Origin of the sequence: Alicyclobacillus herbarius DSM 13609, assembly GCF_000430585.1 — a bacterium.
GTDB lineage: Bacteria > Bacillota > Bacilli > Alicyclobacillales > Alicyclobacillaceae > Alicyclobacillus_G > Alicyclobacillus_G herbarius.
This window is the reverse complement of sequence record NZ_AUMH01000012.1, coordinates 1-14,585: the sequence shown is the minus strand read 5'-3', so window position 1 is coordinate 14,585 and position 14,585 is coordinate 1. Positions and strand designations below refer to the sequence as shown.

The 14,585-nt window shown below is 55.1% G+C and carries 12 protein-coding genes and 1 pseudogene; all 13 read right to left on the bottom strand.

Features of this window, described 5'->3' with window-relative positions; genetic code table 11:
• Positions 1-46: 46 nt before the first annotated feature.
• Positions 47-2,506, bottom strand: a complete 2,460-nt coding sequence (locus H522_RS0109520) for a beta-mannosidase (RefSeq protein ID WP_342664397.1) — start codon at positions 2,504-2,506, stop codon at positions 47-49.
• 64 nt (positions 2,507-2,570) lie between these two features.
• Positions 2,571-3,506, bottom strand: coding sequence for a glycoside hydrolase family 113 (locus tag H522_RS0109515; protein WP_026962134.1), 936 nt, complete (start codon positions 3,504-3,506; stop codon positions 2,571-2,573).
• Positions 3,507-3,745: 239 nt separating this feature from the next.
• Complete coding sequence (locus H522_RS0109510; RefSeq protein WP_026962133.1) at positions 3,746-4,198, bottom strand: VOC family protein; 453 nt, start codon at positions 4,196-4,198, stop codon at positions 3,746-3,748.
• 379 nt (positions 4,199-4,577) lie between these two features.
• Positions 4,578-6,122 (bottom strand): DHA2 family efflux MFS transporter permease subunit, encoded by a 1,545-nt coding sequence (locus H522_RS18630; protein WP_051344120.1) that lies wholly within the window; start codon positions 6,120-6,122, stop codon positions 4,578-4,580.
• 488 nt (positions 6,123-6,610) lie between these two features.
• Positions 6,611-7,237: an isochorismatase family protein gene (locus tag H522_RS0109500; RefSeq protein WP_162143502.1), complete on the bottom strand. Its 627-nt coding sequence runs from the start codon at positions 7,235-7,237 to the stop codon at positions 6,611-6,613.
• Between the two features lie 121 nt (positions 7,238-7,358).
• Positions 7,359-8,633: an MFS transporter gene (locus tag H522_RS18625; protein WP_035453352.1), complete on the bottom strand. Its 1,275-nt coding sequence runs from the start codon at positions 8,631-8,633 to the stop codon at positions 7,359-7,361.
• A gap of 269 nt (positions 8,634-8,902) precedes the next feature.
• The gene (locus H522_RS0109490) at positions 8,903-9,853 is read right to left on the bottom strand and encodes a catechol 2,3-dioxygenase (RefSeq protein ID WP_026962131.1); all 951 of its coding nucleotides are present in this window, start codon (positions 9,851-9,853) and stop codon (positions 8,903-8,905) included.
• Positions 9,854-10,045: 192 nt separating this feature from the next.
• A complete protein-coding gene (locus H522_RS0109485) occupies positions 10,046-10,912 on the bottom strand; it encodes an NAD(P)-dependent oxidoreductase (RefSeq protein WP_026962130.1) in 867 nt (288 codons plus the stop codon).
• 8 nt (positions 10,913-10,920) lie between these two features.
• Positions 10,921-11,256: pseudogene (locus H522_RS0109480) on the bottom strand (alcohol dehydrogenase catalytic domain-containing protein); the annotation flags it as partial.
• Between the two features lie 110 nt (positions 11,257-11,366).
• Positions 11,367-12,026, bottom strand: a complete 660-nt coding sequence (locus H522_RS0109475) for a GntR family transcriptional regulator (RefSeq protein ID WP_026962128.1) — start codon at positions 12,024-12,026, stop codon at positions 11,367-11,369.
• Positions 12,027-12,228: 202 nt separating this feature from the next.
• Entirely contained in the window at positions 12,229-12,906 is a 678-nt protein-coding gene (locus H522_RS0109470; protein ID WP_026962127.1) for a 4-carboxy-4-hydroxy-2-oxoadipate aldolase/oxaloacetate decarboxylase, read from the bottom strand.
• Positions 12,903-13,622 (bottom strand): PIG-L deacetylase family protein, encoded by a 720-nt coding sequence (locus H522_RS0109465; protein WP_026962126.1) that lies wholly within the window; start codon positions 13,620-13,622, stop codon positions 12,903-12,905. Before H522_RS0109465 ends, H522_RS0109470 begins: the two co-directional genes overlap by 4 nt.
• Positions 13,623-14,267: 645 nt before the next feature.
• Positions 14,268-14,585, bottom strand: a 318-nt coding sequence (locus H522_RS18620) for an RNA-guided endonuclease TnpB family protein (protein WP_035453349.1), incomplete at its 5' end; no start/stop codon positions are given.

The following is a 14,585-nucleotide window of genomic DNA, read 5'->3' as shown; positions in this document are numbered from 1 at the left end:
GTAATCCTCCATTTCCAGCGCCGGCGGCGCACCCGCCAGGCGTCTGTCATTCGTGGTCATACGTATCGTAAAGACTGGTTACCTGCAGCGACTTCGAGAACTCAGCCAAAGACATTGGTTGAGACAGAGAAGACTTGGGCACGGTGACTGTGCGCGGCGCATCCGCCGACAGGTCAAAGAAATTGTCGCTGAATACCGCATCCGCCCCTACCAAATCGAGAGCTACGTACTTCGCGTAGGCCTCTGCGGAAACGCGCACCGCGAAGGCGTCGCCAAGGTCCTCCACCGCCGCGGACAGGTGCGGATCGGCAAACTCAAAGTGTTTCGCCGGCACAAACAGCAGCGTTCCCTGTCGAACCCCTTCCACCGTCTCGAGGGTGTATTCCAAATACGTCCGGCGGCGGGTGTCCATGTCTGCAAAGAAGTCCGACAAATCAAGGTCGACCACTTTTTCCGCGCTCAGAGCGGCAACCGTAATCGTCTCATCGCCAGCCCGCAGCACTCGCGACCGCTCATCCAGAACCCGCCAGCGCACCGTCCCGGAAACCTGCTGGAGCCGATCATTGGTCACCCATAGCCCCACCTGGCTCCCCTCCTCGCAGGCCGAGATGAGGATGGGATCAAAAAACCGCTTGGCGAAGTAGTGCAGAGCTTTCCATCGACCATAATAATCAATGCTCGACCAGGAAGCGACCGGCCAGCAGTCGTTCAGCTGCCAGTAGATGGCCCCCATGCAGCGGCCGCGATGGCGCCGCCAGTGCTCCACACCGTACTTGATGGCCTCAGCCTGGAGAATCTGCGACGTGTACGCAAGTGCCGCCAGGTCCTTGGGATAACGGAAGTTTTCCGCTAAATAGTAAAGGATCTTACCATTGGCCGATCCGTTCTTCTGATGGTTCTCCATCACATACGAGAACACGTTGCGGTCCTCTGGCTCGGTGAAGGTCTCAATCGTCTTCAGCGAAGGGAACGATTGAAAACCGAACTCGGAGCAGAAGCGAAAGTGGAACTTCCGGTATTCGGTGAACGGCTTGAGTCCGTGCCAGACATCCCAATAGTGGACATCGCCACGGTTCTCGTCGTTCGGGTTGTCAAAACCGCCCCCGGACGAAGGTGAGGCCGGCCAGTAGTCTACTTGCGGCGCCTCCGCCCGCGCCACTTCGGCGAGAACCTGTTCAAACATGCGCAGGTAATCCTGACGCAGGTCGTCTGATTTCGGGAACTGCCATTCCACCCAGGCAACTTCCATCTCGTTATTGCCGCAGAGGAGTCCGAGGCTTGCATGGTGACGCAAGCGGCGCAGGTTGTCGATGGCTTCTTGACGGATGTTGGCTTCAAATTCCGGGGTCAATCGGTAGACTCCGCAGGCAAACATGAAGTCCTGCCAGACCACCAGCCCCAGCTCGTCACACAAGTCGTAGAAATAATCCTCCGGGTAGAGTCCACCGCCCCAGACGCGGATGAAGTTGAAGTTGGCTGCCACACAGTCCTCCAAGAGGCGCCGCGTCTTCTCCAGGCTGCGTCGCGACAACAGGTTGTCCTCCGGGATGTAGTTGGCGCCGCAGGCAAAGATGCGCAATCCATTGACCTCAAACAGGAACGATTCGCCCCACGCATCCGATTCGCGCACCAGGCGAATCGTACGCAAGCCGATGCGCAGATTTCGTTCGTCACGGGTCTGGCCGCCCTGTTCGAGACGCACCTGAACGTCATACAACGGCTGCTCCCCGTACCCGTTGGGCCACCAGAGCTTCGGATTCTCAATCTCCACCGTCACCAGGCCACCCACACCGGCCACGCGCCGCACCGATTGAACCTGTCCATCGGGTGCCGTGACCTCCACCACGAGGTCGAGGGCCGCGTCCTGCCACACCTCTACGTCCACGTGCACGTCCAGCGTAACCTGGCCCGCTCGGTGATGCTGATCGATGCGCACATCCTCAATCCGGCCCGTCTCATAGCCACGGATGTAAATGTCCCGCCAGATGCCCAAATCTGGGATCTTCGGTCCCCAGTCCCAGCCAAACATGTAGTGACCCTTGCGTAGATGCGGGAAACCTTCCACCGAATCCTCCGGTCCCCAGAGCGGATCGTCCGCGTTCTTATCGAGGATGTAGTTTAGGGCCGAGCGGAACACGACTCGAATTCGATTTTGTCCCACTTGCAGCAGCGACTTGATCTCGAACTCGTAGGTTCGGTGCATGTTGTCGGTCCGCGCCACAGGCGTGCCGTTGATCTCGATTTCCGCCAGCGTGTCCAGCCCCAGACAGGTTAAGAGCACCCGGTCACAAGCCATGAGCCGTTCATCGACCGAAAACTCGCGCTCATATACGTAGTCCTGTTTGGCAACGTCAAAGACGCGCAACTCATTATCCCGATAAAACGGATCCGGAATACGTCCGGCGCGCAACAGGTCCAGATAGACCGAACCCGGTACCTGCGCCGGCAGCCACTCCTCCCCGTTTACGGATTTCATCCGCCAATTCCCGTTTAAGTCGATCAACAAAGGAAGTCCTCCTATCTCTTTCCGCCTGCACCATACCGTTCAAATATTACCCCGCTGGTCGGGCTCAACGCGTCGCCTTCGCGGCATAGTGTTCAAAGATCCGCCGCGCGGCGGGCTTTCCGTACACGCAGTAGCCGCGGTCGTTGGCCGCCTGCGTCAGTGGATACAGGCGCGCCGGCCAGTCCCACAGCATGTACCCGTAAAACCACGGCTCGTCTTCCAGGGCTGCAAACATCACGCGATAGAATTCATCCTGCTCCGTCACGTTAATCGCACCAGGGTGCGTCCAGTCGTACGGTACCTGGGCCGATCCGCTCCGGCTCGGACAACCGACCTCCATGAAGAAAAACGGTTTCTGCCAACGCTCTGCAAACGCCCGCAGCTCTGGGACACGCACCGGCCAACGGTCGAGCGCGTAGTAGCCACTGGAGGAAATCACATCCACCGCATCCCAGAACTGCACGTGCTCTTCCTGATACTTGTCGCAGTTGTACGTGACCAGGCCCGAGTACACGTCACGAACGCGGGCAATCAACCGCCGCCAATCGTCCACTCGCCTGTCGGCCTGCACCATCTCGCAACCGACGCAGAACATCTCGCACCCGGTCTCCTCGGCCATAACCGCGTAGTGCAGAATGAACGCCTCGTAACTCTGCCACCATGCGCTCCAGCCGGGCTCGCCCGGGACCTCGTGGTCAAAGAAGTTGATGTGCGCCCGCCAAGTGCCGTCCCGGCAGTTCACCACCGGTTTCAGACAGACCTTGATGCCCCGGTCGTGGAACCGGCGAATCGCCCAGCGAATGTCCGCATCCTCCAGCGTATCTCCGCCGCCGAAGTCAATCTGCGTCGACTGCGGCTTATCCTGCAGACCCTGGAAGGCAATCGTCACCCAGTTAATCCCCAGCTTGACGGCTTCCTCAATTGAGTGCTCTGCCTCTGGGGTTCCCCACGTGCCGGGAATCCCCACCCAACCCCAGGTCATCCCGCGAATATATTCCATACCCGCACCTCTCCCGGTTCGCCGTCACCGCATTCTACAGGCAGGCCGTGCGTGCTTGGCCTCCTGACCACACTCTATCGAAATCGGTTTCAGGCGAACATGAACAAAATGAATATTTATGGTGTTTCTTTCGTCTATATCCAATATGTTTTCCTAACAAACAACTAACCAAGAAAACATACGTCACCCTCGGAGCACCTCAATCGCGTGCTCGAGTCCAAAAGTCAGGCGTAATCGACTCAATCGTTCTCAAGCAGTTCAATGATGAGCTTCAATGCATGGCTTGCGTCCACGTAAGCATAACGTCCGCCTTCATAATCCCCCCGCTGCAAACGCGGAAAGCCGAGTGTGCGGAGCCTCTCCAGTTTGCCCTGCATGTCCTTGATGACAAACGCAATGTGATGAACGCCTTCGCCATGGGTATCGAGAAATTCCTGCCAAGTACTCGGACCACCAACCGGTTCGATAAGCTCAATGTCCACTGATCCCATATGGAAGAACGCCAGCTTCGCCCGCGCTTCGGTCGGACGGCCCTGGTACGCTGTGTGCGCCTTGTCCGGACCGTCCGTCAATTGCCAGGCGGGGGTTTCGACCCCAAAAAACTCCGCGTATGCCTTCGCGGTTGCTTCAATATCACGGACGATGATGCCAATCTGCGTGATCACCCGGGTACCCAGTATGCCTTCAGCCACTCGCGGTTTCCCCCTTTTCAAAAAGGGCGTTATTCTGTAAACAGGTTCCCTGAAAGATGCTGAGGGCGGCGCCCCGCCAGACGTTGTTCAGGCTCGCGAGGCGCCGCCACGACTCTACCTTTATACGTAATTGATTGTACCGTTCCACGAGTTAAAAACAATTGATATTCCGGGCAAGTATGGTCATCTTGTGACCTTCCGCGGAACAAGCCTGCCATCATCAATGTAAGAAACCCGTTAAGTCTGTGACAGAGAGGCGGGAATACCATCTTCTCATACACAGGCACAGCAAAAGCGGCAGCCCTGGTTTGGACCGCCGCTTGTCTGCTTCCCACACGTCTGTAGGATTTTCGGTTCGTCCCATACACCGGTTGGTCGGTCAGTCTCGTACGCCCCAGGCCACGCGCCGAGGTCCACCGACCTGCCGTTTGCGAGCATCCGAAATCAAGTCCGGCATGGGAGTGGTCTTTTTCAGGAAGAAAGACAAAATCCACGCAATCACCAAGAGACCGGTGGCAATCATGAACGCATCATTGATGCCCATGACCATCGCCTGCTTGCTGAGGGCAATCGCCTGGGCCTTCTCTGTGGGTAGAACGTGCTGGATCGCCATCAAGTCTTTCAGGTGTACGGCCGTCCGGTCGGCCATGATGCTGACTAATGAAGCCATCCCCACTGCTCCGGCCACCATCCGCAGCGTGTTCGACATGGCCGTACCATGCGGATAATAGCGTTTGGGCAGCTGATTCAAACCGGCCGTCATGATGGGCATCATGAGAATCGACATACCGAACATGCGTGCCGTGTAGACGGCGGTCACATACAGGAAGGTGGTATCCAACTGCAACCGCGTCAGGCAGTAGTTGGTGGCCGTCGTTATGGCCAAGCCGACCACGGCCAACCAACGCGCCCCTATCTTATCGAACAAACGACCGGTAATCGGAGACATGATGCCCATGACTACGCCGCCCGGAAGCAGCATGAAGCCGGACAAAAGGGGCGAAAACCCGCGCACGTTCTGCATGTAGATGGGCATCAACAGCATTCCGGCGAACATCGCCATCGTGACAATCAACAGGATGATTGTCGTCAGGCTGAACATGGAATAGCGGAAAATACGGAACTCGAGAATGGGCTGATCAATCGAAAGTTGCCTCCAGACGAAACACAGCAGGCAGATTCCGCCCACCGCGAAGGCAATCACCACGTCGGACGCACCCCAGCCGGCACTGCCGGCGGTGCTGAAACCGTACAGAATGCCGCCGAAACCTAAGCTGGACAGAATTACGCCCAGTACATCGAGCTTCGTATTGCGCGTCTCCGTGACATTGCGCAAGAAGATGGTCGATATAATCAAGTCTGCCACGGCGATGGGCAGAATGATAAAGAACAAAATCCGCCAGGAGTGGCTTTCGACAATCCACCCGGACAATGTGGGGCCCAGCGCCGGCGCAAAGTTTAACGCAATGCCGAAAATCCCCATCGCCCAACCACGGCGTTCCACAGGAAACAGCGAGAAGATGACGTTAGTCACCAAGGGCATCAGGACACCGGCTCCTGCCGCTTGAATCACACGTCCCACCAACAAGGCGATGAAATTCGGTGCGACCCCGCAAACCAACGTCCCAACGGCAAACAACGCCATCGACGCAAGGTATAGTTGACGCGTTGTAAACCGTTCAAGCAGAAACGCGGTGACGGGGATAACCACCCCGTTGACCAACATGTAAATGGTCGCCAACCAATCCCCCGTGGTTGCACTGATGTTCAACCGATCCATAATCTGCGGCAGCGCGACATTTATCAACGTCTGGTTCAAGAACGCCACAAACGCGCCCGCAATCATTAAGGCGAAGATGGACGCCACCCGGACAGTACCGTTCTCTGTCTCCGAACTTCGAAGAACCATCTGTTCTTGTGTCATACACACCTCTCCCTCCGGCAGTGTTTTTCTCCTTTTTCATGCGCCGGAAATTCCGGTTTTCGGAAAACTGAGCAGCACTCAAAATCCGGAAAACACTAGCGCTCTACCCTTCCTAAAGTCAGAACTGTCAAGGCTATCCTTCTTGGACAGCAAAAACGGCCGTACCAATGCTCGTCAATCCGACCTCCAGTCGAATACCTAAACCATTTTCGCTGCTGTCTCAGTTTGTGGGGAAACTGAAAGTGGAATTCGTGTGCGCTTAAACACCCGGGACGTAGACTTCCATGGGATTTACGACAGCGGGTCTTTGCAGAAGAAAACAGTCCCCCATTGGATGCCATGCACCCCGGAGACCGTTCAGACCCACACATATGTCACGTTCTCTAGGTTACCACGAAATCCCGGACTGACAAGAGGAAAGCTGTGAACGAAATGTTAATCCACACGCAGAGGGCAGAGAAGCGTTCGCCCCTTGAAGCCAGCGACGCCTAGCTACTGAGCAACTCCTTTACAACCGTATCGGTGTCGGTCACGCGGCCAAAGGCGCGTCGGATAGTTGTCAAAGTGGCTTGCTGGGATGTCTCATCAAAACCGCCGTTGGCGTCACTCACAAATACAACCTTAAAATCACGCATGTAGGCGCTGCGGGCGGTGCTCTCACAACAAATATTGGTCACAGTCCCCGTAATGATGACCGTGTCCACCTGGCCCGGACCGCCCACGGTACGCAGGAGGGTTTCCAATGGCGTATTATAAAACGCATCGTAGCGATGCTTGGGCACCACAATCTCGCCAGGCAGTGGCCTGAGGTCCGATACAATTTCGACGCCGTCTGTTCCTGCACGAATCCCAGCCTTCCGCAATTGCGGTTGAATCGCGATCTCGAGCGGGGATACGTTCAGGTGCGGATAAAGAATGTGCTGAGTAAACAGAACCGGGACTTCCAACCGGCGACAGACCTCAACCAACCGCTGCATGTTGGGTAAAAGCTGACGGGCCATTGGAACCTCCATCGGGGCCCCCGGTCGCACAAAGTCATTCTGCATGTCGATGACCAACAAGGCTGTTCGATCCGGCCGGACTCTCCAAGTGATTGGATGAGCAGATTCAGACACATTCATCCCCCCGTCGTTCCATACACTTACCCACAACATTGTTAACAAGTTATGTGAAAATCGCGCAGCATCTTCCATTACTGAAGAGGCAACTCTCCTGCTGAAGGGAATCATCCCGATTTCAGTTCAAGGAAGTGGCCGTGCTCTCCTCAAGCCCAGCCTTCACAGAGTGAGTTTTGATGGGGGCCGTCTCTCTGAGTCCGAAGGCCAATAAGGCACTCACAAACGAACCCGCCGCGGCAATCCACAGCGGAGCCTGCAGGCCCCAATGGTCAGCCGCCACACCGCCCAGCCACGGCGCCACGGTGCCGCCAATCAGCTCACCAATCAGCTGAGTCAAACCCACTGCGGTCCCCACGTATTTGACCGGCAGGGACTCCCCGGGAACCGCGACCAGAAAAATAGGGAAGCAAGCCTGACCGACCGTGGTTAGAAAGCCGAGCAACATCATGACGCCAACGCTGGCGTGGACCAAGGCAAGGCAAATTGGAGATAGACACGTGATAAGTCCGAACACAATCAGTGTCGGTTTGCGGCCAAAACGGTCCGAGATGGCCGGACCCACAAATCCCCACACGAACGATCCGAGGCCTACGGCAGCCATAATCCACCCCATCGCTGTGGCCGAATAGTGGCCGACCTCTGTGAGATAGGTGGGTGCAAAGGTCGTGAACGCGAACAACCAGGTCATGAAAAACATGGCGATAAGCATGCAAAACCAGACGTTGCGCGAGCGAAGAACGACCTTCAGGTCCTCACCGCGCATCTTGCCATGCTCCGCTGACGCAACACTGCCCGTCGAATTCTTGACCGGATCGCGCATCCATTTGAGCAGGACAAAGAACATGATGATCCCGGGAATCCCGACGAGATAGAAGGCGGCGTGCCAGGAGTAATGGACCGCTACATAAGTGACAATCACCGGAGTCAAGGTGGAACCGATAATCCCCAAGGAACTCTGCACAAACCCGACGTTAAAGCCTCTCCGTTCTGGCGACGAGTCGGCAATCACACTGGCCTGGGCGATGGGCAGCACCGGCCCTTCGGAAACACCCATAAGGGCCCGAATCGCCAACATCGAACCGAAGGTCTTCGCGATACCGGACAAGAAAGAGAATAGCGAGAAAGCCAAGGTGATGGGCAGCAGGACCTTCTTGCGGGAACCAATCAGGTCCGAAACGGAGCCAAATACAAACCCGGACACTGCCCAACACACTGCCAAGACGGAAACAATCAATCCGGTCTGCGCATTATCCAGCTTCAAGTCGGGTGCGATAAACGGGAACAGGTACACCACGCTCAAGCGCTCCATAAAGACGAACCCAAAGGTAAAAAACATCATCGCAACGATAGCGTTTTCATAACGAAAAAATGATTTCTTCGATCCGTCTGTCATTCTGTACACCATCCTATCCCCATGGTATTTCCATATGAATAACTCCAAAACGACGATACTCTCTGCATGCATGTTAGTAACCGTTTTCAGACCTGACTACGAAACACCCCCCTCCGTCTTTCGATGAAAACTTTATCCCCAATATTCCGCTTGAGGGAACTATGCCGTTCCTCTATGCGGAATAACAAACAAAAAATCCGCCGCAAATACCCGCGCATGCGGCGGAATGGTCATGGAACTACCTAATAAATAATTGGATCAAAACCCGGCTACACCACCGGTGTACCGTAGCGATGAAAACTTGCCACCGTTTGATTCCCCCAAGCCTGGCCCCGTTTACGCTCTGTCTCTGTCCACGTAATCGGCTCCCAGTCGGGCGCAAGAACCAGATATCCTCCGGAACACACCTCGATTCGGTTCCCCCCGGGCTCATAAACGTACACAAAGTATGTCTGGTTAATCGCATGCTTGCTCGGAGCAAATTCGATATAGACGTCGTGATCGACAAACAAATCAGCCGCGCGCCAAATGGATTCATTCGTATCTACACGAAACGCAATGTGGTGCAGCCTCCCTTTGGCACCGGTTTCATCATAGGTATATACGAGATCGTACGATTTGTTGCCGACCCGATACCAAAGACCCGCATGCCGACCGTTGTCCAGCACAATCTGTTCGGTCAGCCGCAGACCAAGGACCTGCTCAACCATCTCGCCGTCTGCTTCTGGATGAGAGGAAAGGTAATTGATATGGTCGAGAGTCTTCACCGCTGCACCGCGACCGGTAAACTTCTGGGGCTGATTTTTCAGCGTCGGACGAAGTTCTGCCGGTGGTTTGTAGTAGGTCGTGTCATAATACAGTTCCATGAGGTGACCGTCCGGACCGTAAAACTGATACGCAGGACCGTGTCCACAATCGCCGTCCACCCAGTTCCCAATGACCCCCCGATTTTGGAGGACCTCAACCCTCCGGTCCAACGCCTCCCGACTCATCGTTCGCAATGCAGTGTGGCCTACGCCAGGTTCTGGTGATTGGGTCACCTTCAACGAGTAGCGTTCATAGTCTCCCCAACACCGCATGTAGACAGAGGCGCCCTGTTCATCGACCACTTCCATACCCAACACATCATGAAAAAACCACACGCTCTTCTCCAACACCGGCGTAAGCAGCTCGACATGACCAAGATGGGCGATTTCAAACATCGGTTCAGCCACAAACATCACTCCTCGTTTCGCTTCACCTGAAATATCAATCGCATGTGTCAGGATAGTGTTAGGTCCCCTGGCCTTAGACGTGCGAAGGAAGAAAATGTAGCAATTCGAGATGAATCTCAGCGGCTCGCTCAGGAGTGATGACTTCGGACGGATCTACTTTTTTCACGGAAGCGCTGGTCTCATCTACGTAAAATGGAACTATTGGCCTGCGGTGAGAAGTGACTGCACCCACTCCTGGTACGACTCGACCTCACCCCGTGTGTGTGCTGGACGGGCCTGAGCCGCGCAAGCTAATCGCTCGGCCGCTCCGCCCACAGCGAGTGGAGCCACCCCCAACTCTTTGAAAGTTGCTGTGACTTCCTTCATCTCTTCGGCACGTCTAATGCCATGGACTATGTTTCTGTCCAATAAATATTTGATTAATTCAGATAGTTGGTACTCGGGAAAGGACGCATCAAGGGATGTCAGCACCTGCTCGCCCACTCCCACGGATTCAGCCGCCATCAGAGCCTCGACAAATAGGGCCTCCATACCCTTCAGAATGGCACTTCGACACATTTTCAGTGTGGCTGCAGCTCCCACTGGCCCTGGGAGAACGTCAATACGCATACCGTAAGGACTCAGGGACGCCTGCAGTCGCGGTGCTCCCGGTCCGTCAGCTACCATTGGCACCCGATGCTTCAACGGTGGTACAGCCGACATCACCGCCACACCCGCAAACGCAATGTCCCGCCCCAATTCGTCCATAACGCTCGCAATCGCCTGTTTTGTACGAGGCGAGCAAGAATTCAGATCCGCATAGATAGCGCCGGGCCTCAAATACTTAACGGCGTTCTTGGCGACCGACAAGGCGGAGGCGGCCGTCACCATGGAGAGGACAATATCACTAGATTCCGCCAGGTCGTTTAAGCTTTGGGTAAGGGTGACTTTAGCCGCCGATGCTCGTTCGCGAAGGGTTGCGTTGTCTACCACATCAAATGCCATCATCCCCGTCAAGCCTGCACTATGAAGACCACTCGCTATCGCTGACGCAGCCTCACCAAAACCAATGAATCCAACGCGCATTATACATCACAGTTCCGACAACGCCCACAGGCGATATTAAAGGGCACGGAGACCAAATCGCCCTTTTTGATGAACTCGACGTCTCGCCCGACCTCTACCACCTCGCCAGTAATCTCATGGCCCAACACTAGACCCACGGGCGCCGTTGTGCGCCCTCGTACCATGTGCTGATCGCCGCCGCAGATATTGGTCGACACCACCTTCAGAATGACACCGTGTTCGCATTTTCTTCCCACATTCGATGGATGCACTCCGGGGCCATCCTTCAGTACGAGTTCTGGATAGTCAATATTCTGCACCTCCACATGACCTGGCCCCATGTACACAACGGCCCTGTTTCCCATTCAGCATCACCCCTGAACGTAAAATACTCGAATTTCGACATACGCCGTTCACCCAATGCCGGTCCCCTGTTCCAAAAGTCAGAAATCGGGTACCTCCGCAAAATGAGGCACTATACCTTCTGGTTCATGGTGCGCAACGTATCGCAAACATGGGAGAGGTGAATTTTCATCGCCTTCTCAGCACCGTCAGGGTCTTTGGCAGCAATCGCCGTGACAATCTCTGTGTGCTCCCGCAGAGAGTGTTCGGGTCGCCCCTGACTCATGATGGTACGGTATTGAAACCGGACACTCTGTGAGTTCAAGGTATCCAATAATCGCTTTGCTGTACCGTGATTCGCTATCGTCGCCAACTTGCGATGCAAAGCGGCGTTCTGCTCCGAATATCCCAAGAGGTCGTTCCGCTCGTAACAAGCGCGGAGTCTCGCCAAAATTTGATTCAGCTCAACGATATCGTCTTCGGTTGCGCGCAATGCCGCGTGCCTTGCAATCAGAGATTCCAGGGCGGCGCGAACCTCAAGAATTTCGACCGCCTCCTCTTGAGATATGCGACGAACACGAGCCCCCCGGTACCGCTCACGCTCGACGAGTCCTTCCTGCTCTAGCCGTGCCAAGACCGTGCGTATGGTGGCACGGCTCGCATTAAATGACTTGACTAAGTCCATCTCCACCAGGTGCTGATTCGGCATCAAAGTACCGTCGATAATCGAATTTCGAAGCTGTCGATAGCACTCTTCCTCAGTTAATAAGCCGGATTGAGATGTCATAGACATGAGTCGGCTTCCCGTCCTCTGCTTGCAAAATTACGTTCCTCTCCCCGGGTTATACCACATCCGTCGTGGATATTGCATATCTCTGCACAAACGAAACTGCTGTTTTACAATCAAATTTTCTGTTACATTATAGTAAATTACTTAGATCCCTTATATCCATAATCGTCTGATCCGGATAAATGACCCAACTAAAACAACAACATCAATCTTGATAGACCACCCCCAATGACGCCAACTTCTCCCGGAGTCCATAGATGTCTAACCCCAGTTCTCCTTGAGCCAAGCGCTCCCTGGTTTGGTCCTCACGACACGTTCGAGACTGAGCCGCTTGGATAACCTCGTTGACCCGTTCTTTCGGCACCACGACCACGCCATCCCTGTCAGCAACGATGGCATCCCCTGGATTCACCAGGACTCCGGCACAAACCACGGGAATGTTCACAGACCCTGGGGTTGACTTTACGGTTCCCTGCGCGGAAATGGCTTTGGCCCAGACAGGGAATTGCATGTTAGTCAATTCGGCGGTGTCACGCACACCAGCTTCAATGATCAGTCCCTGAACCCCGTGGGCCCGGGCTGAAACACCCAACAATTCGCCAAACATGCCATCCGTAGAATCGGAGGTAACCGTGACTACGAGCACATCCCCTGGCCGACAGACCTCAATCGCAGCGTGTATCATGAGGTTGTCCCCTGGGTGGCAGGAAACAGTGACCGCAGACCCACAAACTCTGGCGGTATCGTAAATGGGGCGCAGATAAGGCTTCATGAGTCCACTTCGTCCCATGGCCTCATGCAGTGTCGCAGTTCCGAAGTTCTGCAGTTCCCGTAAAGCCGTGGGGTCTACGCGCTCAATGTTCCTGACAATCTTATGACTCACACAAACTCACCTCCTACATAGGGATATACCCGCTGATAAGCCTCTCCGTATTTGATGGTAGTACCAGAGTTGCGCCCCGCCTGCACACCCCGACGTTTCGCCACATCGGTGTAGTACTCCCACAGGTGTTCCTGAGCCTCCATGCATTCCATCGCCTTACGCTTGCGTTCGAAGACCGGCGTAATGTCCAGCAACACGTCGACTCGGAAGTTGCACTGCTCCGTTTGATGAGGCTCGTACAGAAAAACAGGAGGAGCACCAATGACGTCTAGGTCCGATGGGTACCCGTGCGCCTGAGCAAGGATGCGACATTCCAAGACGAGTTGCGTCGTCCGAACGTGATCGACGTTGTAGGGGTCTTGTAATGAATGCGTGAGGATGAATTTTGGACGGTATTCTCGGAATTCCTGAACAAGGGCATCGCGAAGCTCATTCGTCACATCCAGCGGGTAATCCCCGGCATCAAAGAAACGAACTTCTGCCCCAAGGATTTCTGCCGCTCGTTCGGCCTCGCGCCTGCGAATGGCCTTGATTTCTTCCAACGATTTTCCCAGTTTCCACAGACGGGCCGACTCACCCCGCTCACCAAAAGACAAACAGAGTACGCGCACACGATATCCCATATCGTGATAGAGTGCGATGGCTCCGCCCGCGCGCCATACGAAATCCGCTGAGTGGGCACTGACAACAGTGATGGTCTCGTTTGCGTGTGTCATGCTCGTATTCCTCCGATTGTTCACGCGTTATCTGAAGCAACGCAAATTTGGCCCTCAATCCCTCGACTATCTCTCAAAATGCTTCGCCAAGAACCCCATGACACAACGATTAAAATCGTCTGGGTTTTCATTCGGGATGAAATGCCCTCCTGGCAATATGACCATTTCGGAATCAGGAAGCAGGGCATGCAGAGCTTTCCCCAACTCCAGGTCGTTTACATCATCTTCAGCCCCCAGATGACAAGAACTGGACATTCTATGTGTGGCAAGCGACGCCGCAGTCCGTATCGCACCCGATTCACCGGATGATTCATGTGTTTCAAAACCCGTTGACAGGACTCCAACGCCCCTGATAACTGAGTCCTGTGGTACCAACGCCGTGCAAGATTCATCGCGTCGGAGCCACGTAGCGCGGAAGTCTTTAAGATTTGATTCAAGATGTCATCCATCGCAGGGGGGGTTAAACGAGGTCATGGTCGAGAGTGTGCGTTCCGCCATGCCTCCGCTACCCAAGCACAATCTCCGCCATAATCTGAATCAACCTTCCCGGAATTTTTTCTTGGCGAATCTACCGCGCATCCATTTACCGTTCTGCGATTCATGGACAAATATCCACTCGTCGCTTCCTGCTTCGATGAGCCATGACTAGCGGCGTGTCGCCGCCCCGCCAGAGGACTCTCCACAGGCGTGAATTCCCGCGGAACTCGCGGTACTGAACTTCAAAAGATTCCGAGCCGCATTCACGTCACGGTCGTGGTGCGTGTTGCACGTTGGACACGTCCATTCGCGCACCGAAAGCGGCAACTCGTCCAACACATGCCCGCATACGGAGCATGTCTTACTGCTCGCGTAAAAGCGCGGCACGACCGTCAGCGTTGATCCATACCATGTGCACTTGTACGCGAGCATTCGGCGAAACTCGCCCCATCCGGTGTCCGAAATGGCGCGCGCCAGCTTCCGATT